Here is a 21,971-nt window from a genome sequence, read left to right on the forward strand (position 1 = left end):
CGAACCTGGTATTCAGCTCGCCGAATGTGCGGCTCGTTCAGAGGATTCCGGTGATCGCTCGGGCGTGCCTCCCGCGGCATAGGTGGCGGATTCCGCACGGCCGCCGGGCAGTACGAGCAGTGCCGGGCGCTGCTGCACCCTGGCCTCATCGGCGGCGGGACGAGGGTGGATGGTGGCCTGCGGATGCTGATGCGCGTGCAACGCCAGCAGCAGCGGCACCAGTGCTTCGGCGATGCGATCGCCGACCTCGCAGAAGGCGTGCGGCGACAGCCCCACCGGATCGGCGATGTTCTCCCGGCCCACATACGCGAGATCGTCACGGGCGGCGTGCAACCCGACCACCGAGCGCGCGCCGCTCACCTTCGCGATGCGGTACGCCTCGAGCAGGGTGAAGGTGCGCGCGACGGCCTCGGGCACGAGATCACGCACCTGGTCGCGGATCTGCTCGGTCATGGTGAGCACCAGATCGGCGCGGTGCACCATATCCGGTTTGAGCCGGCGGGCCTTGAAATTGGCGGCGTCCCCGCCGAGGCCCTCGATCGTCTGTGCCGCAAGGGGTTCCACCGGAAAACCCACCAGCGCGCGGACGCCCGCGCTCTCGGCGGTCAATTCCTGTAGTCCGTGTTCAGCGGCTACCGCAAGCGTGAGACGCTCGGCGATGACAGATCGGCAAACATTCCCGCTGCACACGAACAGCACATGCATAGCCCACAACATAGGGCCTGGAAATGGGCTTCGAAATACTTTCGTGACCGGATCACACGTTCAGCAGGAGATGTTCATTCACTGGTCCGGAACCGGTCGCCTGTCGTTCGCTCCCGGGTCCGCGAGCGCGGACTCGCAGCAGGTCAAGGCCCCTGGAATATGCGCATGCTGTTGCGGTGCAGCCGGATTCATATTGTCCGGGCTTCGTCCATTGCCGGCCTCATAGTAAGCGGATTCGGCTATCACCGGCTCGAATTCCGATGTGGTGCCGCGCACTCGCCCGCGCGTGGAGAATAATCGCCCGCGCGCCGGCACCGTCGGCGCGAACCGCGCCAATCCATGCGGCGCCATATCGTCGTACACCGAATCGATTCCCCCGCGCGCGAAATACGCCTCGTGCCAGAAACCGGTCCCGCCCGAATCCCGCAGAAATTCCTGCCACCAGATCCGGTGCGGCTCCGACCGCGTCCACCGCTCCAAACTCTCCAGATCCCGCCAGTACTGCCGCGCCCCCCAGTGCGGCGGGAACATCGACCACACGATGTCCTCGTGCAGCAGCAGCCCGTCGGGCCGGTCGTGATGGGAGCGATACAGCTTCGGACCGACACCCAGCAGCCGCAGCATCCCCTTCGGCCTGCGCACCCGCATGCCCAGCATGATCACGACCAGGTCCGGATACCCGGACAGGTCCGCCGTCAGCCTGTTCACCCGCATGCACGCCTCCGAGCGATCGACTCGTCCTGCACGGAAGTACGAACGAGCCTACGCCGCAGTTCACCGTCGTCGTCTCACCCGGTCACTTCCCGGAAAAACTGAAACATGTTCTAATTCGATCAGATCTTGATCGACTGAACGGAGCACGCCGGTGGCATTCTTCACCGTGGCAGACGGCCGCTACATCCCCAGCGCCTTCACGGCCAGCGCCTGGTCCCCGAACCAGATCGGCGGCACCTTCGCCTGCGCCCTGCTGGCCCGCGGACTGGAAACCCATTCGCCGGGACCGGCTTTCCTCCCCGCCCGTTTCACCGCCGACCTGTTCCGCCCGGTCCTCACCGAGCCCATCGAACTTCGCACCGAAGTGATCCGCGACGGCAACCGCGTCCGCGTCATCGACGCCGCCATCGTCCAGCACGACCAGGTCCGCGCCCGCGCCTCGGCAATGTATCTCGCTGTGGCACAACAGCCCCCGGGTCAGCTCTGGCAGGCCGCGGACACCCTCCCCGTCCCGGACCTGGTCCTCGCCGCCCCCGGCCCGCCCCTGTTCAAATCCGGCCCCGCCGACTGGACCGGCGACTTCGCCTCCGGCCGCAACAGCGCCCGAAAATCCGCCTGGCACAACCTCCCGCCTCTGATCGAAGGCGAACCCATCACCCCCTTCCAACGCGCAGCCTTCGTCGCCGACACCACCAACCTCGTCTGCAACTGGGGCACCGAAGGCGTCGGCTACATCAACACCGATGTAACCCTCACCCTCACCCGCCTCCCCGACGGCCACGAGCTAGGCATCCAAGCCCGAGACCACTTCTCCGCCAACGGTATAGCCAATTCCACCGCCACCCTCTACGATCGCACCGGCCCCCTCGGCACCACCGTCATCACCGCCCTCTCCAACGCCCGCCGCCAAGTGGACATGGCCGCCTTCGCCGACGAACGCGCCATCACCACCCAGCCCGTCTGAGCCGATCGACCGCCTCATCTCTACCCAGGACGTCACCTCCTCCGGGAGGACTGGTCGATGTGGGCCAATAGTTCTTCCGCGATAGCCGGGGTCGAAGCGATTGTGTCGGCGGAGGCCAGCGTGTGGCGATGCCCCTGAGAGTCGGTGACGAGTGCCCCGCTCTCACGGGCGATGAGGACACCCGCTGCGGTGTCCCACGGCTTGTTGGAGAGGATGACGCACGCGTCGGTTCTACCCTCCGCTACCCAGACGAGGTCGAGCGCAGCCGACCCGAACATGCGTACACGCTCCGCGGTGGAGGCAAGCGCTGAGGTGATGGCGACGCGCCGGCGATTCTTCGATTCCGCGTCAGCGCCGACGGCGTAGTCACCAAGGGACACAATGGATTCGCTGATGCTCTTCGCTCGGCTGCACCTGATGCGGTGCCCGTTCGAGTACGCTCCCTGGCCTGCCGTCGCGTAGTACTCGAGCCCGAGCAGCGGCGCGAAGACCACGCCGACCGCGGGTGTCCCATCGCGAACCAATGCGAGCGAGATCGCAGTGAGCGGAAGCCCGTGAACGAAGTTCGAGGTGCCGTCGATCGGGTCGAGGATCCACACCGCCTCTGACGTCTCAGGATCGGGCCTCGATCCGGTGAGTTCCTCACCGAGAAACTCGATCGTCGGTGTCACCTCGACGAGGAAGTTCTGGATTCCGCGCTGGATTCGCAGATCGAGATCCGTGACAAGATCCCGATCCCCCTTCTTCTCCACCCTGCCGGGTTCCGCACTCTCCAGCAGCCCGCCGCCGATCGCGACGGCTCGGCGCGCAATCGTGAGCAGTTCCGTCTCCTCGGGAGTCATTGCGCTCCAACCTCGCGCCCCGAAACCCACAGTGCCTCGAAGACCTGTACAAAGGTGTCGAAAAGGCCCGGCTGATCACTGCGGCGAGCGACGAATGTCGGAGAATCGACGCCCCGAGCGTTCGGCAGGTACGGCTGAACGATGCAGGTCTTCCGGTCGATCACCGTGATGTTGAACCTGATCGGCTCGTCGTAGATTCGAATGACAATGGATCCTGAACTGTTCGAAGGGATCTGGTTCGTCAGCCGGATCAGTGAATCGATATTGATCCGGGTCAGGCCGCTCAGCACGCCGGGACCATGACCTTCCTCCTTCTCCCGGGCAACGACGTGCACACCTGCCGGATCCAGAAACAGGCAACGGAAAGTGCATCCCGCCGCGACCAGCTTCAGGATCTCGCGGTCTGAATGCTGCTGGCACAACAGATTCAGTGACAGTCCAGCCAAATCGATAGTGCCGACGTCCCGGAAGAGTTCTCTGGGCGGCATCGCCTGGTTGAAATCGGCGCGCGTGGCAAATACGGCTGCCACATCCGCGTACTGCCGCTGCGGGGCGACCTCGGGCCAGAGGTACTCCTCGGATTCGTGTAGCAGCGCCGCGAGCGCGTAGCGGTGTTTGGGATAGGGGACGCGTGCTTTCGTGATCCACCGCTCGACCGTCTTCGCATCGACATCGAGGGACCCGGCCACCGTTTGGGGCGTGAGTCCATTGTGCAGAAGTGCGCTTCGAAGCCGTTCGTTAGCCACGATCCACCGCATCGTTGGGGGACATTCAGGGACGAGTGTAGACGTCTCCAGACGTCCTTCGAGGTCCTTTCGGGAGGTGATGATGTCCCTGCGTAACGAGGGAAGCTGGGGACGCCCGATCCGATTCGTGGACGCAGAGCATGGAAGGAGCGAAATGCGTTTCCGGCCAACCGCACTCGGCTATGTGAGATCCGACGTGGCAGGGATTCAACAGGCGCGGGATGAGGCTGAGATTCGTCGTGTAGCCCAGCGTCTGGGCTATGACCTGGCCAAGATCGTTGTCTTCCAGTCGGGTGATGGATACCCACTACGGCGTTTGAAGCGCCTCATCTCCGATCTCGGCGCGGAAGCGGTCATCGTGCCGAACGTGAAGCACTTCGACGCCGAGAAGGTGCCCACGGAACTCGTCCGCCGAGTGGACGTGATCACGGTACGACCGGAGTCGACCCATGCACGATGGTCGACCGGTTTCGTGGACAACGCCGGATAGCGGTCCAAGCGACCGTGGATTCGTCAGACTGTGCGGGCGTCGGGCTCCCAGACCAGTCGCCCGTACAGCGCACTGCGGCCGGTAGTCACGCCCTCGCGGACCACCGCGGGCAGTTCCGCCGAATCAGCCGGAACCACAACAGGATCGATCAACCGGTACCGCCGGCCCCGATGCAGGATCCCCGCGGATCCCGCCGCCACGGTATTGCGTACCCAGTCGGCTCCGGCCCCGTAATTCAGCATCACGGTCAGTGTTCCGCCGTCTACCAATGCCATCACGGGCGTTCGGTAGCCCTTCCCCGACTTCCGCCCGGTGTGTTCGACGACCGCGCAGTACGGCAGGTAGGGAGCCCACCGTCGCTGAATCGGATTGGTGACGTATTTGTTCACCCGCGCGATCACCCGCATCCCGCCTGGCCCGAGCAGCTCCGATATCCGTACGGCACCCACCGTGATCACGTCGGCGATCTTCCCCGCCATGGCGCACCTCCCCGAAGTGGTTCCGTTCGAACACTTCCCGCCGTACCGCCCGTTGTCAACGCCACCACCGGCCGAGTTGCTCCGGACGTCCGCAGTGCACCCGCAGGCCCCGGCACCTGACGGCGTGATCGACTGGGTGCGAACGGTTTTGGGTGTTGTACGCTGACGCGAGCCGAGGGGAGAGGGTTGTGATGTTTGTCAGACGTCTGATCGCGGGTGGGTTGATGGCCGGTGTGGCCGTCCTGGGAAGCGGCACGGTGGCCTATGCGGCGGGTCCGCAGGAGGCCGAGTATCTGGAGAATTCGCGACGCTATACGCCGTCACTCGAGTTCGTGCCCGACGACGGACTCCTCGAGATCGGATATGCGGTCTGTGCCGTGTACGACGGCCGGGGTGTGAGTGCGGAGACGTTACGAGGGATCATCGACCTGGCGACGCAGGACGGGATGACCGAGACCGAGATCCGCAGCGTCATCGCCAGTTCTGCGACCTGGCTCTGCTCGCAGCACGGCGATCCGGTTATGCGCGCCTTCGACGACATGGTCAACAAGAACTGATCCCTGATCGCGGGACATTCACTCCGCCCCGGAACGAGCTTCCACCGCACGGAATGATGTTGTGCCGCAAGGACTTCCCGAAACAGGCCCGCTGCGTGGCCGATGCAGAAAGGGCCGCCCCCGATAACCTCGGAAACGGCCCTCCATCTTGGTGCCGAGTGTGGGACTTGAACCCACACGTCCTTTCGGACAACGGTTTTTGAGACCGTCGCGTCTGCCTGTTCCGCCAACTCGGCGCACCGGGTTCGAATCATAGCGGGTATTGGGCGTGGGAACTAAATCGAGGGGGTCGGGGCGCAGTAGCGTTGTGATACTGGTCGGTTTGCGCTGGGTAGATGGGTTGTGAGCGCGGGTGGACGGTACTCTTTGGTTACTCGGGTGCGTGCCGATCCGTCGAGGGTGGCTTCGGACCGGATGCGTCGGGTGTTGGTAACGGAGCGACAGGGGTTCATCTATGGGAACGACAGCAGGGGGCGGTTCGAAGCGGGATGCTGCGGCGTCCGCCCCCAAGCGGGTGGTGGTTGCCGAGGACGAGGCGCTCATCCGGATGGATCTGGTGGAGATGCTCTCCGAAGAGGGGTATCTGGTGGTGGGTGAGGCGGGTGACGGTCAGCAGGCCGTGGACCTCGCCGAGGAGTTGCGTCCCGATCTGGTGATCATGGACGTGAAGATGCCGCGCCGCGACGGAATCGACGCCGCCGCCGAGATCGCCTCGAAACGCCTTGCGCCGGTGGTCATTCTGACCGCCTTCAGTCAGCGTGATCTGGTGGAGCGGGCCCGTGACGCCGGAGCCATGGCCTACCTGGTGAAGCCGTTCACCAAGTCGGACCTGGTGCCGGCCATCGAATTGGCGGCCAGCCGCTTCCACGAGATCACCGCCCTCGAGGGTGAGGTCGCGAATCTCTCCGAGCGCCTGGAAACCCGGAAGCTGGTCGAGCGCGCCAAGGGTGTGCTGATGCAGACCCAGGGCCTGTCGGAACCGCAGGCGTTCAAGTGGATTCAGCGCACCGCCATGGACCGCCGCACCACGATGAAGGCGGTCGCCGAGGTCGTATTGGAGAACCTCGCCCCCAAGTAGGGCCGAGTGGGCCGAAGGCCGTCCGATCCCCGCATTAGGTTGCCGAGAGAATGCTGTACGCGTTAACTCGCCGGTAACAGAATGCGGGGATTAGTTCGTTGCGATGTCACATGAATGATGCGAATGTGATGCGGAGCTAACGTGGCAGGGATATGTTCTGGTCGGGCCGATAGATGAGGCGGCCTCCCCGGCGAGCCGGGGAGCACAGAACATAGAGGTGAATCGTGCTTGGTTCAATGGCACGCACGTCCTGGCGGCAGTCCCGCACGGCACGAGCGATGGTCATCGGCGCGGCGGCGGCAATCGCACTCGCGGGCTGTAGCAGCAAATCGGATGACGACAAGGGTTCGGGTAGCAACCTGAGCATTGCGCCCCTGGTGCAGATCGACACCGCGGGCAAGGAAGCGGCGGCCAGTGGTTCCACCGCGGCCGCAGACCCCGCCGGCGACGGCAAGGCGACCTGCGCACCGCAGACCATCGCCATGGCCGGTCCGCTCACCGGGCCGAACTCCGCGCTCGGCATCAACATCGTCATGGGTGTGAAGCTGGCCCTGGACAAGCACAACAAGGCCAATCCGAACTGCCAGGTGAGCGTCAAGGAATTCGACACCGAGGGCAACCCGCAGAAGGCCACCCAGGTCATTCCGACCATCATCAACGATCAGAACATCACCGCCCTGATCGGCCCCACCTTCTCCGGTGAGACCAAGGCGACCGGCCAGATCCTCAGCGATGCGGGCCTGCCCGCGCTGAGCGCGTCGGCCACCAACGCCACCCTCACCCAGAACGGCTGGAAGACCTTCTTCCGCGGCCTGGCCAACGACGACCTGCAGGGTCCGGCCGTGGCCAAGTACCTGACGGGTGCGGCCGGCTTCAAGAAGATCTGCGTCGTCCAGGACAACACCGACTACGGCACCGGCCTGGCCAAGGCCGTCAACGAGGGCTTGGGCGCGTCCGCCGACGCCGGCTGCGCCGTGCAGGTGAAGGAGGGCGACAAGGACTTCGCCGCCGCCGTCTCCAAGCTGAAGAGCGCCGCTCCCGACGCCATCTTCTACGCCGGCTACTACGCCGAGGCCGCCCCGTTCGTGAACCAGCTGCGTTCCGGCGGCGTGACCGCGACCTTCGTCTCCGCCGACGGCGTGAACGATCCGCAGTTCGTGCGCCAGGGCGGCGACGCCACCAAGGACGCGCTGCTGTCCTGCCCGTGTGGTCCGGCTCCGGCCCAGTTCACCACCGACTACCAGGCCCTCAACGGCCAGGCGCCGGGCGTGTACTCGGTCGAGGGTTACGACCTCACCACCATCGTGCTGAAGGCCATCGACTCCGGAAAGACCTCGCGCGCCGACATTCTCGAATTCGTCCGCAACTACGACGGAGCGGGTCTGGCGCGTCAGTACAAGTGGGGTAGCAACGGTGAGCTGACCTCCGCGCTGATCTGGATGTACAAGGTCCAGTAGGACAACGGAATTCGCGAGCAGCGTGTGCCGATGCCAGGTGCGGAGATCCCGCGCCGCGCGGCACACGCTGCTGGCTCGATGGCGAGAGTAACGAATGACTGTAACCGCGCTGGCCGACTCGGCCGTGCTCGCCGGTTCGATCGGGTTCGACGTGGGCGGACTCATCGACCGGTTCTGGAGTTTGACCGTAGAGGGTTTGACCTACGGGTCGATCTACGCGCTCGTAGCTGTGGGCTACACCCTGGTCTACGGCGTTTTGCGCCTGATCAATTTCGCGCATTCCGAGATCTTCATGATCGGCCTGTTCGGCCAGTACATCGGTTTGATGCTGCTCGGGTTCGAGCCCCGGGGCAATGCCTACAACCAGGGCACCTTTCTGACCATCGTCTTCCTCGGGTTGGCCATGCTGATCGGCATGGCGATATCCGGCGGCGCCGCACTGGGATTGGAGCGCGTGGCCTATCGGCCGTTGCGCAAACGCGGGGCCAGACCACTCAGCTTCCTGATCACCGCGATCGGAATGTCGTTCGTACTCCAGGAATTCGTGCACTATGTGCTGCCGGAGATCAGCGACAAACTCGGCATTCCCCGCCTGGGCGGTAACAATGCCCAGGAGAAGATCAAGCTGGTCGAGGCCAAGGAGCAGTTCAATGTCTTCGGCGCCTCGGTCACCAATGTCACGCTGATCATCATCGCCGCGGCGGTCGTGCTCGCCGCGATGACCGAAATACTTATCAACCGAACGAAATTCGGCCGCGGTATTCGCGCGGTCGCGCAGGATCCGGATACCGCGACGCTGATGGGCGTCTCGCGGGAGAAGGTCATCATGCTGACCTTCCTCATCGGCGGTGTGCTCGCCGGTGCGGCCGCGCTGCTGTTCAGCCTGCGCGTGCCCGAGGGCATCATGTACACCAGCGGATTCGTGCTCGGCATCAAGGCGTTCAGTGCCGCCGTGCTCGGCGGTATCGGCAATCTGCGCGGCGCGCTGCTCGGCGGCCTGCTGCTGGGGATGGCCGAAATGTACGGTCAGGCGCTGTTCGGTGAGGCGTGGCGTGACGTGGTGGCCTTCGTGCTGCTGGTCGCGGTGCTCATGATCCGGCCCACCGGCATCCTGGGCGAGAGCCTCGGGAGGGCGCGAGTATGACCACCGCACAGGGCAATTGGCCCACCAAGGAGAAGCGCCCCATGCGCGGTGTGGGCGACTCGCTGCGCGGCTGGTGGGATGGACTGTCCCGGCCGCAGCAGTGGCTGGTCGGCATTCCCACGCTCATCGTGCTGCTCGTGCTGCCGCTGTTCCCGCCGCCGATCCTCGATACTCCCGGCTACAGTTTCGGCCTGGTCATGGCGCAGTTCGCCATGTTCGCGCTCATCGCGCTCGGCCTGAATGTCGTTGTGGGACAGGCGGGTCTGCTCGACCTCGGCTATGTCGGCTTCTACGCGGTCGGCGCGTACAGCGTCGGATTGCTGACCAGCCCCGACAGCCCGTGGAACAAGACCGGCGGCATCTTCTCGCCGGAATGGGCGTGGCTGGCCTGCGTGCCGCTGGCGGTGGCGCTGACCGCGTTCTCCGGCCTGATCCTCGGCACCCCGACGCTGCGGTTGCGCGGCGACTACCTGGCCATCGTGACCCTCGGTTTCGGTGAGATCGTGCGCCTGCTCGCCGACAATCTCGGTGATGTCACCAATGGCAGCCTCGGCCTGTCGGGTATCGCCTACCCGCGGGTCGGCGAATCCGAGGAACTGCCGGGCGGCTACTTCTCCTCCGGCAACTTCGGCGATACGAACAGCTCGAGCCTGCTGGACAAGGCCAACAACGGCGTGTGGTGGTACTGGCTGGCCTTCCTGCTGGTGATCATCGTGCTGCTGATCGTCGGCAATCTGGAGCGCAGCCGGGTCGGTCGCGCGTGGGTCGCCATCCGCGAGGACGAGGACGCCGCCGAGATCATGGGCGTGCCGACCTTCAAGTTCAAACTGTGGGCGTTCATGATCGGCGCCGCCATCGGCGGTCTGTCCGGGGCGATCTACGCCGGGCAGGTGCAGTTCGTGAATCCGCCGGTCTTCAACGTCATCAACTCGATGCTGTTCCTGTGCGCGGTGGTCATCGGCGGTTCCGGCAACAAACTGGGCGTGATCGTGGGCGCGTTCCTCATCGCCTGGCTGCCGATCCGGCTGCGGTCGGTGGAGGTCGCGGGCACCTCACTCGGCGACTACAAGTACCTGATGTTCGGCATCGTGCTGGTGGTGATGATGATCTTCCGGCCGCAGGGGCTGTTCCCCGTCCGGCAGAAACTGCTCGCCTACGGCAGGCAGATCACCCGCGCGGTACGCAAGCCGGGCGAGGACACGGGGACGACGGGAGCGCAGCGATGACCGGGCCGGGCGCGGGTGACGCGCTGTTCGACAACGAAGACATGCGGGCCGGGTACACGGGCGAGCCGGAAGCCGAACCCTCGGCGGGCACGGTCGATGTGACCGAGGTGCTGCCGGTGTACTCCGATGCCGCGGTGGTGGCGGAAGTCGTTGCGCCGCACCGGGAAATCCAGACCGCGGTCGGTGAACCGCTGCTGCGCACCGACGGGCTGACGGTCAAGTTCGGTGGTCTCACCGCGCTCGACGATGTGACCTTCGAGATCCGCCGCGGCGAGATCCTCGGGCTCATCGGACCGAACGGTGCGGGCAAGACCACCTGCTTCAACGCCATCACGGGTGTGTACCGGCCGTCCGGGGGCACCGTGTACTTCGACGGGCAGCCGCTCACCAAATCCAAGCGCAACGAGATCACGCGGCTGGGCATCGCGCGCACCTTCCAGAACATTCGCTTGTTCGCGGAGATGACCGCGCTGGAGAACGTGGTCGTCGGCACCGACGCGCGGCACAAGACCTCGGTGCCGGGCGCGATCTTCCGCACGCCGCGTCATCGCCGCGAGGAACGCGACGCCATCGAACGCGGTATGGCGCTGCTGGAGTTCGTGGGCATCGCACCGCGGGCGGTGGAGAAGGCGCGCAACCTCTCCTACGGCGACCAACGCCGTCTGGAGATCGCGCGCGCCCTGGCCACCGAACCCAAGCTGCTGTGCCTGGACGAGCCGGCCGCGGGGTTCAACCCGAGCGAGAAATCGGCGCTCATGGATCTGATCCGCAAGATCCGCGACGACGGTTTCACCGTGCTGCTCATCGAGCACGACATGCGGCTGGTCATGGGCGTGACCGACCGGATCGTGGTGCTGGAATTCGGCCGCAAGATTGCCGACGGGTTGCCCTCGGCCATCCGGGAGGACCCGAAGGTGATTGCCGCCTATCTCGGCGTGCCCGACGAGGAAGTGGGTGAATCCCTGTGACATCACTCGAGAAATCCAGCGGGGCCCCGCTGCTCGAAGTCGAGGACATGGTCGTCAACTACGGCAGAATCCAAGCGCTGCACGGCATCTCACTGTCCGTGCAGCAGGGCGAGCTGGTGACCCTGCTGGGCGCGAACGGTGCGGGCAAGACCACCACCATGCGCGCCCTGTCCGGCCTGCTGCCGCTCAGCGGCGGCCGGATCCTGTTCGAGGGCAAGGACATCACCCGGGTGAAGGCGCACGACCGCGTGGGCCTGGGGTTGATCCAGGCCCCCGAGGGCCGCGGCATCTTCCCCGGTATGACGGTGCAGGAAAACCTCGACATGGGTTGCTACGCCCGCACCTTCAAGAAGAAGACCGAATACACCGAAACCCTCGAGTGGGTCTTCTCCCTGTTCCCCCGAGTCCAGGAACGCCGCACCCAGGTGGGAGGCACCCTCTCGGGTGGCGAACAGCAGATGGTGGCGATCGCCCGCTCCCTGATGGCCCGCCCCAAGCTCCTCCTCCTGGACGAGCCCTCAATGGGCCTGGCCCCCATGGTGATTCAACAGATCTTCCGAATCATCGCCGATATCAACAAGCAGGGCACCACGGTCCTGCTGGTCGAACAGAACGCCCAGCAGGCCCTCACCCGCAGCCACCGCGCCTACATCCTCGAAACCGGCGAGGTGACCAAAACCGGTGCGGGCCGCGACCTCCTCCACGACCCAGCCGTCAAATCCGCCTACCTCGGCGTCGGCTGACCGTCCCGGCCTGAGCTACTCACTATCGGCCCAGATTCCTGCTGATCCGCGCAGAATTCGCCGATAGTGAGTAGCTCAGGCCTCCGGCCCGTCGACCGTGCCTAGGCCGCGGCGATGGCTTCGATCTCGACCAGCCAGTCGGACTCGAGGGTCTGCGCGACGATGGAGGTGGTGGGGATGACGCGGCCGTTCAGGGCGGCTACGCGGGCCTTGGCGTTGGACTCGGCGATCTGTTGAGGTGCAGCGGGTTTCGCTGGAGGCGGGAACAGGGTGTGGTGGGTTCTGTTGCGGCGCAAGGGATTGTGCGGGGGAGCAGACGACTCGGGCGAGGGTGCGCTGAACGACTTCGGGCCGGTCACTCGTGGGAGTGACCGGCCCGAAGATTTGCAGGGGCGACAGGACTTGAACCTGCAACCTGCGGTTTTGGAGACCGCTGCTCTGCCAGTTGAGCTACGCCCCTTGGCGTGGCGTCACGCTACCAGGTGGCGACGCGGGAGCGAAATCCGTTTTCCGGCAAGGCGTTGGGTACCGGCGTCGACCGGGTGGAATGTACTGATCAAGGCCGGTTTCTCCGGCTGCGGTCAGGGGCGGCGCTTGGGGTCGCGGTCTTGGCCACGGGGCGGCTTGTGGCCGTGGTCCAGCGCCGTCGTTCCCGCGGCCCGCCTGATCGCTTGTTCAACGAAGGGATTGACCCGGTTTCTCCGGACACGGCCCGGGCGGCTGCTTCGCGCCCGGTGCCAGCGGATGTCGGTGGTCGTGGCTAGGCTCTGTGCGTGACCTCAGCCTCTACCGATCAGCGTCCGAGTGCCGTCTCCGCCTCCACCTCCGGCGAGCAGCCCACGTTGTTGCTGCTGGACGGGCATTCGCTGGCCTATCGCGCGTTCTACGCGCTGCCGGCGGAGAATTTCAAGACCGCGGGCGGGCAGACCACCAACGCGGTGTACGGCTTCACCGCCATGTTGATCAACCTGCTGCGCGACGAGAAGCCCACCCATGTGGCGGCGGCGTTCGATGTGAGCCGCAAGACCTTCCGTACCGAGGCGTATCCGGAGTACAAGGCCAACCGCCTCAGTACGCCCGACGAGTTCCGCGGCCAGGTGGAGATCACCCAGGAGGTGCTGGGGGCACTGGGTATTCCGGTCATGGCCATCGACGGCTACGAGGCCGACGACGTCATCGCCACCCTCACCACGCAGGCCGTGCCCGAGGGCTTCCGCGTCCTCATCGTCACCGGCGACCGCGATTCGCTGCAGCTGGTGAACGACAACGTCACCGTGCTCTACCCGAAGAAGGGCGTCTCCGAGCTCACCCGCTTCACCCCGGCCGCCGTCGAGGACAAGTACGGTCTGACCCCGCAGCAGTACCCGGATTTCGCGGCCCTGCGCGGCGACCCGTCCGACAATCTGCCCGGCATCCCGGGCGTGGGCGAGAAGACCGCCGCCAAGTGGGTGCGCGAGTACGGCGATCTGGCCACGCTGGTGGATCAGGTCGACAAGGTCAAGGGCAAGGTCGGAGAGGCCTTGCGCGCCAACCTGTCCAGCGTCGTGCTCAACCGGCAGCTCACCGAGATGGTGAAGGAGGTGCCGCTGCCCTACACGCCCGGGCAGCTGGCCGTGCAGCCGTGGAATCGCGAGAAGATCCACCAGCTGTTCGACGAGCTGGAATTCCGGGTGCTACGCGATCGCCTGTTCGACACGCTCGCCCCGGTCGAGCCCGAGGCCGAGTCCGGTTTCGAGATCAGCGGCAGCACCCTGTCCGCGGGCACCATCGCCGACTGGCTCGCCGAGCACGCGAAAGCCGGTGAGCGGCACGGGGTTTCCGTGGTCGGCGTCGGCTCGCCCATCCACGGTGACGTGCAGGCCATCGCGCTCGCGGCCGCCGACGGGGAGGGCGCGTATATCGACGTACACACCCTCACCCCGGAGGACGAGAAGGCCCTCGGCGCCTGGCTCGCCGACGCGGACACGCCGAAAGCGTTGCACGAGGCCAAATCCGCCATGCACGCACTGCGCGGGCGCGGCTGGGTACTCGGCGGGCTCACCAGCGACACCGCCCTCGCGGCGTATCTGATCCTGCCGGGCCAGCGCACCTTCAACCTCGAAGACCTCTCGCTGCGCTACCTGAGCCGGGAACTGCGCGTCGACAACGCCGGCGAGACCCAGCTGTCGCTGCTCGACGACGAGGACCAGGTCGACGCCGAGGCCGCCAATGCGCAAATGCTGCGCGCCCGAGCGGTTTTCGATCTCGCCGACGCCTTCGACGAGGAGTTGAAGCGCATCGAATCCACCGCCCTGCTGGGTGAGATGGAACTGCCGCTGCTGGGCGTGCTCGCCGATCTGGAGCACGCGGGCATCGCCGTCGACTCCGCGCACCTCGAAGAGCTGCAGCGCGAATTCGCCGACCGGGTGGCCGAGGCCGCGAACACCGCCTACGGCGTGATCGGCAAACAGATCAACCTCGGCTCGCCCAAGCAGCTGCAGGTGGTGCTGTTCGACGAACTCGACATGCCCAAGACCAAGCGCACCAAGACCGGCTACACCACCGATGCCGATGCGCTGGAAGGGCTCTACGAGAAGACGCAGCACCCGTTCCTGCAGCATCTGCTCGAGCACCGCGACGCGACCCGATTGAAGGTGACGGTCGACGGCCTGCTCAAGTCGGTCGCCGACGACGGGCGCATTCACACCACCTTCAACCAGACGGTCGCGGCCACCGGGCGACTCTCGTCCACCGAGCCGAACCTGCAGAACATTCCGATCCGCACCGATACCGGCCGCCGCATTCGCGACACGTTCGTGGTCGGCCCCGGCTACGAGTCGCTCATGACCGCCGACTACAGCCAGATCGAAATGCGGATCATGGCGCATCTGTCCAAGGACGAGGGTCTGATCGAGGCGTTCAACTCCGGTGAGGACCTGCACAACTTCGTGGCGTCCAAGGCTTTCGACATCCCGATCTCCGAGGTCGATCCGGAGCTGCGCCGCCGCATCAAGGCCATGTCCTACGGTCTGGCCTACGGCCTGTCCGCCTACGGCCTGTCCCAGCAGCTCAAGATCAGCGCCGACGAGGCGAAGGTCCAGATGGACATCTACTTCACCCGCTTCGGCGCGATCCGCGACTACCTGCACGACGCCGTCGAACAGGCCCGCAAGGTCGGCTACACCGAAACCCTCTTCGGCCGCCGCCGCTACCTGCCGGACCTGGACTCCTCCAACCGGCAGCGCCGCGAGGCCGCCGAGCGGATGGCGTTGAACGCCCCCATCCAGGGCACGGCCGCCGACATCATCAAGGTGGCCATGATCGACACCCAGCGCGCCATCCGCGCGGCGGGCCTGAAGTCCCGCATGCTCCTGCAGATCCACGACGAACTCGTCTTCGAGGTCGCCGCGGGCGAGCGCGAGCAACTGGAAGCCCTTGCCCGCGAACATATGTCGAACGCGATCGAACTCTCGGTCCCGCTCGAGGTCTCGGTGGGCGTGGGCCGCAGCTGGGACGCCGCCGCCCACTGATCCCTTTCGCCGCCCAGGCAGGTTCTCGGCCGGGATCCAGGCGCGATTCTATTGAGCGCGTGTGGATTCCGGCCAAGAGCACGCCGGACTGACGGGGGAGCCGCCCCCGGCATGACCGGCGCGCATGACGGCGCAGCCGCGGCCGGTACGGCGGGGGACGTTGGAACGGCTGTTGCGTCTCAGTGGGTGAGTTGGGCTACCAGTTGGGCGCTGAGGTCGGCGGCGGCGCGACAGGCGTTCGCGCAGGCCGACTCGCCGAGGCGTTCACAGCTTTCGGCGGTGCGGGTGCAGACTTCGGCGGCCAGTTCGCAGAGGGAGGCGGCCCAGGGGGAGTGGCGGTCGAGCATGTCGCCGGCCAGGCGGCAGGTGTCGGCGCAGTCCATGAGGCCGGTCAGGTGGGTGCGGGTGCCGTGGCTGTCGCCGATATCGGCGGATTCCATCATTTGGCGGACGCAGCTGCGGTGGCAGCCGAGCAGGGCGTTCACGGTGCTCTGAAGCTTCGGGTCGGTCATCGCGAGGGCTCCTTTTTCGGGCCGGATGTCCGGTATTCACTGAGAGTTGGCGCGAGCGTCGAGCAGGTGTGCCCATTGTGTCATCCCGGCGTGGCGTGGGCTGCGACACAGGGCGGATGACCTGCGACGAAGTTACTCGTGGGTCGATTGCGAATATGGTTGCCAATGCGTGGGTCTGCCCCTATGCTCGGTGCCGTGCCGAATCCCGCCCACAGCCGCAGTGCTGCGCTTCACGTCGCCGACCGCGACGGCGCCGCGCTCATTCCGCTTACCGCGATGGTGGCTGCTGTGCGAGTACTCGTAGTTCTCCGCCGTAGCGGGGTCTGATTCGGACCGGCCCCTCGCTGCGGCCGTTTGAACTTTTTTTGCGCTGGTCCCCTCTGCCAAATTCTGGGAAGAAGTCGGGAAGACCTAGTTCAATGACCATCACACTCGATACACAGACGTTCATCGCCGCTGCCCCCAAGAGCCTGCGGGCTGAAAGCACCGGCCTGACCCCCGCCGAGTTCCACGAGCGGTACTGCGGTCACGCGGGCCCGATCAAGCTCGGCGAATACACCCACCGCCGCGCCGCGGAATTCACCGCGACCCTCGAATTCGCGGGCCACCTGCGCACCGTGACCGCCACCGGCAGCCCCGTCGCGGCGCTCACCTCGGCGCTCTACGACGAGGGCTATCCGGTCGAGATCCTGGCGTTCCACCAGCGCCGCACCGAGTCGGGCATGGCCACCTTCGTGCAGTGCGAGTTCAACGGCCGTCGCGGCTGGGGCGCCGCCCTCGCCGACGACAGCGCGGAATCCACCGTCCGCGCCATGATCGCCGGTATCAACTCCCTCGGCTGAGCTCAAAACTAATGCGCCGCAATCCTTTCGGGTTGCGGCGCATTAGTGTGCGGCCTACTGGGCCTGCTGCTCGGCCAGCTGCTTGCGGACGTCGTCCATGTCGAGGCCCTTCACCTGGGTGATGAGATCCTCCAGGGCCGCGGGCGGGAGGGCGCCGGGCTGGGCGAAGACCAGGACGCCCTCGCGGAAGGCCATGATGGTCGGGATCGACCGGATGTTGGCGGCGGCGGCCAGGCCCTGCTCGGCCTCGGTGTCGACCTTGCCGTGGATGACGTCGGGATGCTTCTCCGCGGACGCCTCGAAGGTGGGGGCGAAGGAGCGGCAGGGGCCGCACCACGACGCCCAGAAATCGACCAGGACGACGTCATTGCCGGTGACGGTCTCGTCGAAGTTCTGCTCGGTCAGGGTTTGGGTGGCCATGGCATCCTCTCGTGTTGGTTTCGCCCGGTCCAACACCGGGCCATGCGGTTGTGTTCCCTAGGTAATCGACCACTCCTCGCGCCGATCGCCGTCCCACCGCCGTATACCCACAACGGTAGCCCGGTAGTCCCGGTCGGAACCGACCGCGTCCACTGCCGCCTGCAGCTGGCCGGGACGCAAACGCCGGGCAAGCGTGACATGCGGGGTCCAGGCATCGGGGTGCAGGTTGGCGGGGATGCCGGGGCAGTCGGCGATCACGGCGAAAAGGCGGTGCTGCAGGGACAGCAGGTCGGTGGACGGAACAACCGCCCGGACCAGAATCGGCGAACGCGCGCCGAACACCAGCAGACCGCCCAGGCGGATGTCCAAGGGCGCAAAAGTCTGCTGCCCCAAGACTTTATCCAGGCGCGGCCAGATCTCCTGAGCGACTCCGACGGTGATGTGCGGCCGGTGCGCGGGCGACGGCGAGTGCAGTCCCACATCGGCCAGCACCCGCCACTGGCGGTGTACTTCCGCCTCGGACACCTCGTCGAGCACCAGCTCGACCGACTGCACCACGCTCATCACTCCCCACGACACGCCGGTGTCCTGAACTTACGCCGAGGTCTCGAATTGTGCGCGGAAGTGTGCCGTCGATTTGCCGTCTCTGGGAAGTACGCGAGGATAGCGAGTATGAGCGACACCGAGACCCGGCTTCGGCTGGGCCTGATCGAAGGCGACGGCATCGGGCCGGAGATAGTACGAGCCACCCGCGATGTGGTGGACGAGGCCCTGAAGGTGATGGAGCTGCCGCCCGTCGAATGGGTGCCGTTGTTGATCGGGCACGCGGCCATCGCGGAGTACGGCGATCCGATGCCGGAGCAGACGCTCAAAGCCCTCGAGGGGCTCGATGCCTGGATCATGGGCCCGCACGACAATGCCTCCTACGCCGCGGAGTACCGCACCGGGCTGCCGCCCGCGGGCGCGGTGCGCAAGCGCTTCGGGCTGTACGCCAATATCCGTTGGGCGCGAACGCATCCGGATGTGCGATCGGTGGCCGAGGAGATGGATCTGATCATCGTCCGGGAGAACAGCGAGGGCCTCTACGCCGACCGCAATATGTTCGCCGGGTCGGGCGAGTTCCAGCCGACGGCCGACACCGCGCTCGCGGTAGGCGTTTTCACCCGGGCCGCCATCGAACGCATTGCGCACCAAGCCTTCCGGATCGCGGCCCGCCGCCGCAAGAAGGTCACCATCGTGCACAAGGCGAATGTGCTCCCGATGACCATGGGCCTGTTCCGGGATGTGTGCTACGAAGTGGCCCAGGAGTATCCGGACGTGGAAACCCGCGACGAGCACGTGGACGCCATGACCGCGCTGCTGGTGCGTGATCCGGCTGCCTTCGACGTCATCGTGACCGAGAACCTGTTCGGCGACATCCTGTCCGATCTGGCCGGTGAGCTCAGCGGATCGCTGGGGATGGCCGCCTCGCTCAACTCGTCGGACACGCAGGCCATGGCCCAGGCCGTGCACGGGGCCGCACCCACCCTGACCGGCAAGAACCGGGCGAATCCGGTGGCCCTGATGCTGTCCGCGGTGGGCATGCTGCGCTGGCTCGGAACCCGCGATGTGCACAGTGCGCTGTACCGGGTTGCAGATCGAATTGAACACGCAGTAGCGGAGACGTTGCGGGCTGGTGTAGCCACGTCGGATTTGGGTGGGTTAGCATCTACGACCGAATTCACCGAGCAGGTGCGGGCCCGGCTGCACCGCTGGTGAGCGCACTTCCGGGTCCGGGCGTGTATCGGCGTTGCCACACGGTATCGCCGATTAATGTTCGGTAACCGGCCCGCATGGACCGACCGACTCGCCTACATTTCAAACGGCGGGCGGCATCCGGATGTCGCGCACCCGAACTGTGGAGGACCTGTGTCTGTTCGTATTTCAATGCGCGGGCGTGCCGCGCGCGCCCTGGTTGTGCTCGCCGGCGGCGCGCTCGCGCTGACCGCGTGTACCAGCAACACCGAGGGCGGCGACGATGTCGCCAAGGTCGAGGTCGCGAAGGTCGACACCATCGCGGCCAAGGTGCCCGACGCCATCAAGCAGTCCGGCAAGCTGGTCGTCGGCGTCAACGTGCCGTATCAGCCGAACGAGTTCAAGAACTCCGACGGCAAGATCGTCGGCTTCGACGTGGACCTGATGGACGCGGTCGCCAGCGTGCTCGGCCTGACCGCCGACTACCGCGAATCGGACTTCGAGAAGATCATTCCGTCCATCGAGACGGGCACCTACAACGTCGGCATGTCCTCGTTCACCGACACCAAGGAACGCGAGAAGACCGTCGACTTCGTGACCTACTTCCAGGTCGGCACCCAGTGGGCGCAGCAGAAGGGCAAGCCGGTCGACCCGGACGACGCCTGCGGTAAGCGAGTCGCGGTGCAGCGCACCACCGTTCAGGACACCGACGAGATCCCGGCCAAGAGCGCCAAGTGCGTCGCCGCGGGCAAGCCGGAGATCGTGAAGGTCGCCTACGACGAGCAGTCCCAGGCCGCCACCGCGCTGGTGCAGGGTCAGGTCGACGCCATGTCCGCCGACCTCCCGGTCACCATCTACGCCGTGGACCAGAACAAGGACACCATCGAGGTGACCGGCAAGATGTTCGACTCCGCCCCGTACGGCTGGCCGGTGCAGAAGGGCTCGCCGCTGGGCCCGGTGCTGCAGGAAGCCGTCCAGCACCTGATGGACAACGGCCAGGCCCGCAAGATCGCGGAGAACTGGAACGTGCAGGCGGGCGTCATCACCAAGTCCGTCATCAACGGAGCGCAGTAACCGCACATGTCGCAGGACGAGACCACGCCCGCGGCCGGCGCCGCGGCGGTCGCGAATACCGCTGAGCCCGAGCCGATCAAAGCGATTCCGCTGCGTCGGCCGGGCCGGTGGATCGCCGCCGCAGTGATTCTGGTGCTCCTCGGATTGTTCCTCTGGGGCGCCAAGACCAACCCGGCCTACCACTGGGACACCTACTGGAAGTACCTGCGCGACGCGCGAATCGCCAAGGGCGCCCTGGTGACCCTGGAGCTCACGGTGCTCGCCATGACCATCGGCGTGCTGCTGGGCGTGGTGCTCGCGGTCATGCGACTCTCACCGAATCCGGTGCTGCGGTCGGTGTCCTGGGCGTACCTGTGGATCTTCCGCGGGACGCCGGTCTACGTGCAGCTGGTGTTCTGGGGCCTGTTCCCGTCGCTGTACAAGACCATCACCGTCGGCGTGCCCTTCGGGCCGTCCTTCGTGGATTTCGACGTCCAGAACTGGCAGGCGCCGTTCTTCTTCGCCATGCTCGGGCTGGGCTTGAACGAAGCCGCGTACATGGCCGAAATCGTCCGCGCCGGAATCAATTCCGTGGGCGAGGGGCAGCGGGAGGCGTCGACGGCGCTGGGCATGTCGTGGTCGCAGACCATGCGGCGCACGGTGCTGCCGCAGGCCATGCGGGTGATCATCCCGCCGACCGGCAACGAGCTCATCTCCATGCTCAAGACCACCTCGCTGGTCACGGCCATTCCACTCACCACGGACCTCTACGGCCGCGCGCGCGACATCTACAGCGTGAACTTCCAGCCGATTCCGCTGCTGCTGGTCGCCGCCACCTGGTACCTGGCCATCACCAGCGTGCTCATGGTCGGGCAGTTCTACCTGGAGCGGTACTACTCGCGCGGGTCGTCGAAGAAGCTGACCGGCAAGCAGCTCAAGGCCCTGGCCACCATTCAGCGATCGGCGGTGGGAGACCAGTGAGCACCGACATGACCAAGGGCGCAACGGATTCGCGCGCGAAGGCCGACGCGCCGATGGTGCGCGCCGATCGGGTGTGCAAGAACTTCGGCTCGATCAGCGTGCTCAAGGGCATCACCCTGGAGGTGAAACGCGGTGAGGTGCTGTGCCTGATCGGGCCCTCGGGCTCGGGCAAATCCACCTTCCTGCGCTGCATCAACCATCTGGAGCAGGTGAACGCCGGACGGCTCTACGTGGACGGCGAACTCGTCGGCTACCGCGAGAAGGGCGACAAGCTCTACGAACTCCATCCGCGCGAGGCCGCCCGGCAGCGTCGCGATATCGGCATGGTGTTCCAGCACTTCAACCTGTTCCCGCATCGGACCGTGCTCGAGAACATCATCGAGGCGCCCACCCAGGTGAAGAAGATCAAGAAGGCCGACGCGGTCGCCCGCGCCAAGGAACTGCTGGCCCGAGTCGGGTTGGCGGACAAGGCCGAAGCGTATCCGGCGCAGCTGTCCGGCGGACAGCAGCAACGCGTGGCCATCGCGCGGGCGCTGGCCATGGATCCCAAGCTCATGCTGTTCGACGAGCCCACCTCGGCGCTCGACCCCGAACTGGTCGGCGAAGTCCTCGGCGTCATGCGGGAACTCGCGCAGTCGGGCATGACCATGGTGGTCGTCACGCACGAAATGGGTTTCGCCCGTGAGGTCGCCGACCAGCTGGCCTTCATGGACGGCGGCGTCGTCGTGGAGGCCGGTGACCCGCGCGAGGTGCTCGCCAACCCGCAGCACGACCGCACCAAGGCGTTCCTGTCACGAATTCTGTAGC

The 21,971-nt window shown here is 65.9% G+C and carries 24 protein-coding genes and 2 tRNA genes; 15 read left to right on the top strand and 11 right to left on the bottom strand.

The annotated features are described in order from the left end of the window. Window positions 1-12 precede the first annotated feature (12 nt). Together JK358_RS26365 and JK358_RS26370 are read right to left on the bottom strand one after the other, a co-directional pair. Window positions 13-705 (bottom strand): arsenate reductase/protein-tyrosine-phosphatase family protein, encoded by a 693-nt coding sequence (locus tag JK358_RS26365; RefSeq protein ID WP_201952126.1) that lies wholly within the window; start codon window positions 703-705, stop codon window positions 13-15. Between the two features lie 78 nt (window positions 706-783). Continuing rightward, a complete protein-coding gene (locus JK358_RS26370) occupies window positions 784-1,419 on the bottom strand; it encodes a monooxygenase family protein (protein ID WP_201952128.1) in 636 nt (211 codons plus the stop codon). 151 nt (window positions 1,420-1,570) lie between these two features. Here JK358_RS26370 and JK358_RS26375 point away from each other — a divergent pair, with 151 nt between their 5' ends. Continuing rightward, window positions 1,571-2,383 (top strand): thioesterase family protein, encoded by an 813-nt coding sequence (locus JK358_RS26375; RefSeq protein ID WP_201952132.1) that lies wholly within the window; start codon window positions 1,571-1,573, stop codon window positions 2,381-2,383. Window positions 2,384-2,415: 32 nt separating this feature from the next. Here the strand turns inward: JK358_RS26375 and JK358_RS26380 are convergent, their stop codons facing one another. Next, a complete protein-coding gene (locus JK358_RS26380) occupies window positions 2,416-3,225 on the bottom strand; it encodes an inositol monophosphatase family protein (protein WP_201952135.1) in 810 nt (269 codons plus the stop codon). Continuing rightward, window positions 3,222-3,971: a DUF5919 domain-containing protein gene (locus tag JK358_RS26385; protein ID WP_201952139.1), complete on the bottom strand. Its 750-nt coding sequence runs from the start codon at window positions 3,969-3,971 to the stop codon at window positions 3,222-3,224. The genes JK358_RS26380 and JK358_RS26385 overlap by 4 nt, the downstream gene beginning before the upstream one ends. A gap of 127 nt (window positions 3,972-4,098) precedes the next feature. Here JK358_RS26385 and JK358_RS26390 point away from each other — a divergent pair, with 127 nt between their 5' ends. Then, window positions 4,099-4,461 (top strand): hypothetical protein, encoded by a 363-nt coding sequence (locus tag JK358_RS26390; protein ID WP_307817753.1) that lies wholly within the window; start codon window positions 4,099-4,101, stop codon window positions 4,459-4,461. Between the two features lie 23 nt (window positions 4,462-4,484). On the opposite strand, the gene JK358_RS26395 is transcribed toward JK358_RS26390, so the two are convergent. Beyond that, window positions 4,485-4,940: a nitroreductase family deazaflavin-dependent oxidoreductase gene (locus JK358_RS26395; RefSeq protein WP_232851910.1), complete on the bottom strand. Its 456-nt coding sequence runs from the start codon at window positions 4,938-4,940 to the stop codon at window positions 4,485-4,487. Between the two features lie 191 nt (window positions 4,941-5,131). Here JK358_RS26395 and JK358_RS26400 point away from each other — a divergent pair, with 191 nt between their 5' ends. Then, window positions 5,132-5,497 (top strand): DUF732 domain-containing protein, encoded by a 366-nt coding sequence (locus tag JK358_RS26400; RefSeq protein WP_201952143.1) that lies wholly within the window; start codon window positions 5,132-5,134, stop codon window positions 5,495-5,497. Window positions 5,498-5,646: 149 nt separating this feature from the next. Here JK358_RS26400 and JK358_RS26405 read toward each other — a convergent pair. After that, window positions 5,647-5,733, bottom strand: a tRNA-Leu gene (locus JK358_RS26405). 218 nt (window positions 5,734-5,951) lie between these two features. Here JK358_RS26405 and JK358_RS26410 point away from each other — a divergent pair. From JK358_RS26410 to JK358_RS26435, 6 genes are all read left to right on the top strand, one after another. Then, complete coding sequence (locus JK358_RS26410; protein WP_201952146.1) at window positions 5,952-6,575, top strand: ANTAR domain-containing response regulator; 624 nt, start codon at window positions 5,952-5,954, stop codon at window positions 6,573-6,575. 278 nt (window positions 6,576-6,853) lie between these two features. Then, window positions 6,854-8,032 (top strand): branched-chain amino acid ABC transporter substrate-binding protein, encoded by a 1,179-nt coding sequence (locus JK358_RS26415; RefSeq protein ID WP_201952650.1) that lies wholly within the window; start codon window positions 6,854-6,856, stop codon window positions 8,030-8,032. A gap of 94 nt (window positions 8,033-8,126) precedes the next feature. Further along, entirely contained in the window at window positions 8,127-9,176 is a 1,050-nt protein-coding gene (locus JK358_RS26420) for a branched-chain amino acid ABC transporter permease (protein ID WP_201952149.1), read from the top strand. Next, the gene (locus JK358_RS26425) at window positions 9,173-10,402 is read left to right on the top strand and encodes a branched-chain amino acid ABC transporter permease (protein WP_201952152.1); all 1,230 of its coding nucleotides are present in this window, start codon (window positions 9,173-9,175) and stop codon (window positions 10,400-10,402) included. Before JK358_RS26420 ends, JK358_RS26425 begins: the two co-directional genes overlap by 4 nt. Next, window positions 10,399-11,370, top strand: a complete 972-nt coding sequence (locus JK358_RS26430; protein WP_201952157.1) for an ABC transporter ATP-binding protein — start codon at window positions 10,399-10,401, stop codon at window positions 11,368-11,370. Before JK358_RS26425 ends, JK358_RS26430 begins: the two co-directional genes overlap by 4 nt. Before the next feature lie 47 nt (window positions 11,371-11,417). Beyond that, entirely contained in the window at window positions 11,418-12,113 is a 696-nt protein-coding gene (locus JK358_RS26435; protein ID WP_201952653.1) for an ABC transporter ATP-binding protein, read from the top strand. Window positions 12,114-12,214: 101 nt separating this feature from the next. Here the strand turns inward: JK358_RS26435 and JK358_RS26440 are convergent, their stop codons facing one another. Beyond that, window positions 12,215-12,472: a hypothetical protein gene (locus tag JK358_RS26440; protein WP_201952160.1), complete on the bottom strand. Its 258-nt coding sequence runs from the start codon at window positions 12,470-12,472 to the stop codon at window positions 12,215-12,217. Window positions 12,473-12,500: 28 nt separating this feature from the next. Further along, window positions 12,501-12,573: transfer RNA gene (locus JK358_RS26445), tRNA-Trp, on the bottom strand. A gap of 313 nt (window positions 12,574-12,886) precedes the next feature. Between JK358_RS26445 and polA the strand changes: the two genes are divergently transcribed. Then, on the top strand, window positions 12,887-15,622 hold the full coding sequence (gene polA, locus JK358_RS26450; protein WP_201952163.1) for a DNA polymerase I: 2,736 nt from the start codon (window positions 12,887-12,889) through the stop codon (window positions 15,620-15,622). 179 nt (window positions 15,623-15,801) lie between these two features. Here the strand turns inward: polA and JK358_RS26455 are convergent, their stop codons facing one another. Further along, window positions 15,802-16,134, bottom strand: coding sequence for a four-helix bundle copper-binding protein (locus JK358_RS26455; protein WP_201952165.1), 333 nt, complete (start codon window positions 16,132-16,134; stop codon window positions 15,802-15,804). 419 nt (window positions 16,135-16,553) lie between these two features. Between JK358_RS26455 and JK358_RS26460 the strand changes: the two genes are divergently transcribed. Then, window positions 16,554-16,976, top strand: coding sequence for a 2-isopropylmalate synthase (locus JK358_RS26460; RefSeq protein ID WP_201952168.1), 423 nt, complete (start codon window positions 16,554-16,556; stop codon window positions 16,974-16,976). A gap of 54 nt (window positions 16,977-17,030) precedes the next feature. Here the strand turns inward: JK358_RS26460 and trxA are convergent, their stop codons facing one another. Together trxA and JK358_RS26470 are read right to left on the bottom strand one after the other, a co-directional pair. Further along, window positions 17,031-17,396 (bottom strand): thioredoxin, encoded by a 366-nt coding sequence (gene trxA, locus JK358_RS26465; protein ID WP_201952171.1) that lies wholly within the window; start codon window positions 17,394-17,396, stop codon window positions 17,031-17,033. A gap of 57 nt (window positions 17,397-17,453) precedes the next feature. Next, window positions 17,454-17,975: a 2'-5' RNA ligase family protein gene (locus JK358_RS26470; RefSeq protein ID WP_307817754.1), complete on the bottom strand. Its 522-nt coding sequence runs from the start codon at window positions 17,973-17,975 to the stop codon at window positions 17,454-17,456. Between the two features lie 93 nt (window positions 17,976-18,068). Here JK358_RS26470 and JK358_RS26475 point away from each other — a divergent pair, with 93 nt between their 5' ends. The 4 genes from JK358_RS26475 to JK358_RS26490 all read left to right on the top strand — a co-directional run bounded on the left by JK358_RS26475 (window position 18,069) and on the right by JK358_RS26490 (window position 21,970). After that, window positions 18,069-19,154 carry an isocitrate/isopropylmalate dehydrogenase family protein gene (locus JK358_RS26475; protein WP_201952174.1) on the top strand — a complete coding sequence of 362 codons (1,086 nt, stop codon included), beginning with the start codon at window positions 18,069-18,071 and terminating at the stop codon, window positions 19,152-19,154. 168 nt (window positions 19,155-19,322) lie between these two features. Next, window positions 19,323-20,204, top strand: a complete 882-nt coding sequence (locus tag JK358_RS26480; protein ID WP_201952657.1) for an ABC transporter substrate-binding protein — start codon at window positions 19,323-19,325, stop codon at window positions 20,202-20,204. 6 nt (window positions 20,205-20,210) lie between these two features. Beyond that, the gene (locus tag JK358_RS26485) at window positions 20,211-21,164 is read left to right on the top strand and encodes an amino acid ABC transporter permease (protein WP_201952176.1); all 954 of its coding nucleotides are present in this window, start codon (window positions 20,211-20,213) and stop codon (window positions 21,162-21,164) included. Window positions 21,165-21,217: 53 nt separating this feature from the next. Then, a complete protein-coding gene (locus JK358_RS26490) occupies window positions 21,218-21,970 on the top strand; it encodes an amino acid ABC transporter ATP-binding protein (protein ID WP_201952660.1) in 753 nt (250 codons plus the stop codon). The last annotated feature ends 1 nt before the right edge of the window (window position 21,971 follow it).

The sequence above is a fragment of the Nocardia acididurans genome, assembly GCF_016741815.1.
GTDB lineage: Bacteria > Actinomycetota > Actinomycetes > Mycobacteriales > Mycobacteriaceae > Nocardia > Nocardia acididurans.

Bases quoted from the DNA above. Each gene is read 5' to 3' on its own strand.
- JK358_RS26400 (WP_201952143.1), top strand. From the start codon at position 5,132: ATGTTTGTCAGACGTCTGATCGCGGGTGGGTTGATGGCCGGTGTGGCC.
- JK358_RS26365 (WP_201952126.1), bottom strand. From the start codon at position 705: ATGCATGTGCTGTTCGTGTGCAGCGGGAATGTTTGCCGATCTGTCATC.
- JK358_RS26430 (WP_201952157.1), top strand. From the start codon at position 10,399: ATGACCGGGCCGGGCGCGGGTGACGCGCTGTTCGACAACGAAGACATG.
- JK358_RS26420 (WP_201952149.1), top strand. From the start codon at position 8,127: ATGACTGTAACCGCGCTGGCCGACTCGGCCGTGCTCGCCGGTTCGATC.
- JK358_RS26395 (WP_232851910.1), bottom strand. From the start codon at position 4,940: ATGGCGGGGAAGATCGCCGACGTGATCACGGTGGGTGCCGTACGGATA.
- JK358_RS26380 (WP_201952135.1), bottom strand. From the start codon at position 3,225: ATGACTCCCGAGGAGACGGAACTGCTCACGATTGCGCGCCGAGCCGTC.
- trxA (WP_201952171.1), bottom strand. From the start codon at position 17,396: ATGGCCACCCAAACCCTGACCGAGCAGAACTTCGACGAGACCGTCACC.
- JK358_RS26370 (WP_201952128.1), bottom strand. From the start codon at position 1,419: ATGCGGGTGAACAGGCTGACGGCGGACCTGTCCGGGTATCCGGACCTG.
- JK358_RS26435 (WP_201952653.1), top strand. From the start codon at position 11,418: ATGGTCGTCAACTACGGCAGAATCCAAGCGCTGCACGGCATCTCACTG.
- JK358_RS26460 (WP_201952168.1), top strand. From the start codon at position 16,554: ATGACCATCACACTCGATACACAGACGTTCATCGCCGCTGCCCCCAAG.
- JK358_RS26485 (WP_201952176.1), top strand. From the start codon at position 20,211: ATGTCGCAGGACGAGACCACGCCCGCGGCCGGCGCCGCGGCGGTCGCG.
- JK358_RS26425 (WP_201952152.1), top strand. From the start codon at position 9,173: ATGACCACCGCACAGGGCAATTGGCCCACCAAGGAGAAGCGCCCCATG.
- JK358_RS26455 (WP_201952165.1), bottom strand. From the start codon at position 16,134: ATGACCGACCCGAAGCTTCAGAGCACCGTGAACGCCCTGCTCGGCTGC.
- JK358_RS26475 (WP_201952174.1), top strand. From the start codon at position 18,069: ATGAGCGACACCGAGACCCGGCTTCGGCTGGGCCTGATCGAAGGCGAC.
- JK358_RS26415 (WP_201952650.1), top strand. From the start codon at position 6,854: ATGGTCATCGGCGCGGCGGCGGCAATCGCACTCGCGGGCTGTAGCAGC.
- JK358_RS26490 (WP_201952660.1), top strand. From the start codon at position 21,218: ATGGTGCGCGCCGATCGGGTGTGCAAGAACTTCGGCTCGATCAGCGTG.
- JK358_RS26410 (WP_201952146.1), top strand. From the start codon at position 5,952: ATGGGAACGACAGCAGGGGGCGGTTCGAAGCGGGATGCTGCGGCGTCC.
- JK358_RS26480 (WP_201952657.1), top strand. From the start codon at position 19,323: ATGCGCGGGCGTGCCGCGCGCGCCCTGGTTGTGCTCGCCGGCGGCGCG.